1 pseudogene is annotated in these 471 nt (G+C 39.9%); it reads right to left on the bottom strand.

Annotated features, from left to right (window positions below):
• Positions 1–471 (bottom strand): annotated as a pseudogene (locus tag V7728_RS20435) (IS3 family transposase); the annotation flags it as partial.

Genomic DNA, 471 nt, shown 5'->3' with positions numbered 1-471 from the left:
TGAACCGTTTTATGGTTAATACACATTCTCTTTTTTAGTATGGCTGTGATTTTTCGATATCCATATCGATACTTGTGCTCTCGGCACAACGTGCCGATTTGTTTTTCCAAATGGCGCTTGGGATGATCCTTCATCAGATTCTTCTTCCAACGATAATAAGACGCTCGAGAGATACCTAAATGAATACAGATATCCTGTACGGTCATTGTGCTGTGCAATATTTCTACAAGTTCGACTGACGTTTCGCTATCAACTTCCTTTCCAATTCGTTGTACTTTTTTAAAACTTCATTCTGTTGTCTCAGGTAACGAATCTCTGCCTGCAGTTTCTCTAAATCGGAAGAATACTCCGGACCTTTTCCGTAAGTGTATTGCTTTCCAACAGGCTGTTCGAATCGATGTGTATCACCAGCCTTATACCATCTAACCCATGTCTGAACCTGTGTCTTATTCTTAATATTCAACTCCTGCA

The sequence above is a fragment of the Bacillus sp. JHAA genome, assembly GCF_036961585.1.
In the GTDB taxonomy this organism is placed as follows: domain Bacteria; phylum Bacillota; class Bacilli; order Bacillales; family Bacillaceae; genus Bacillus; species Bacillus velezensis.
Note: the sequence above shows the minus strand (reverse complement) of the source record. Positions and strands in the feature narration are given on the sequence as shown.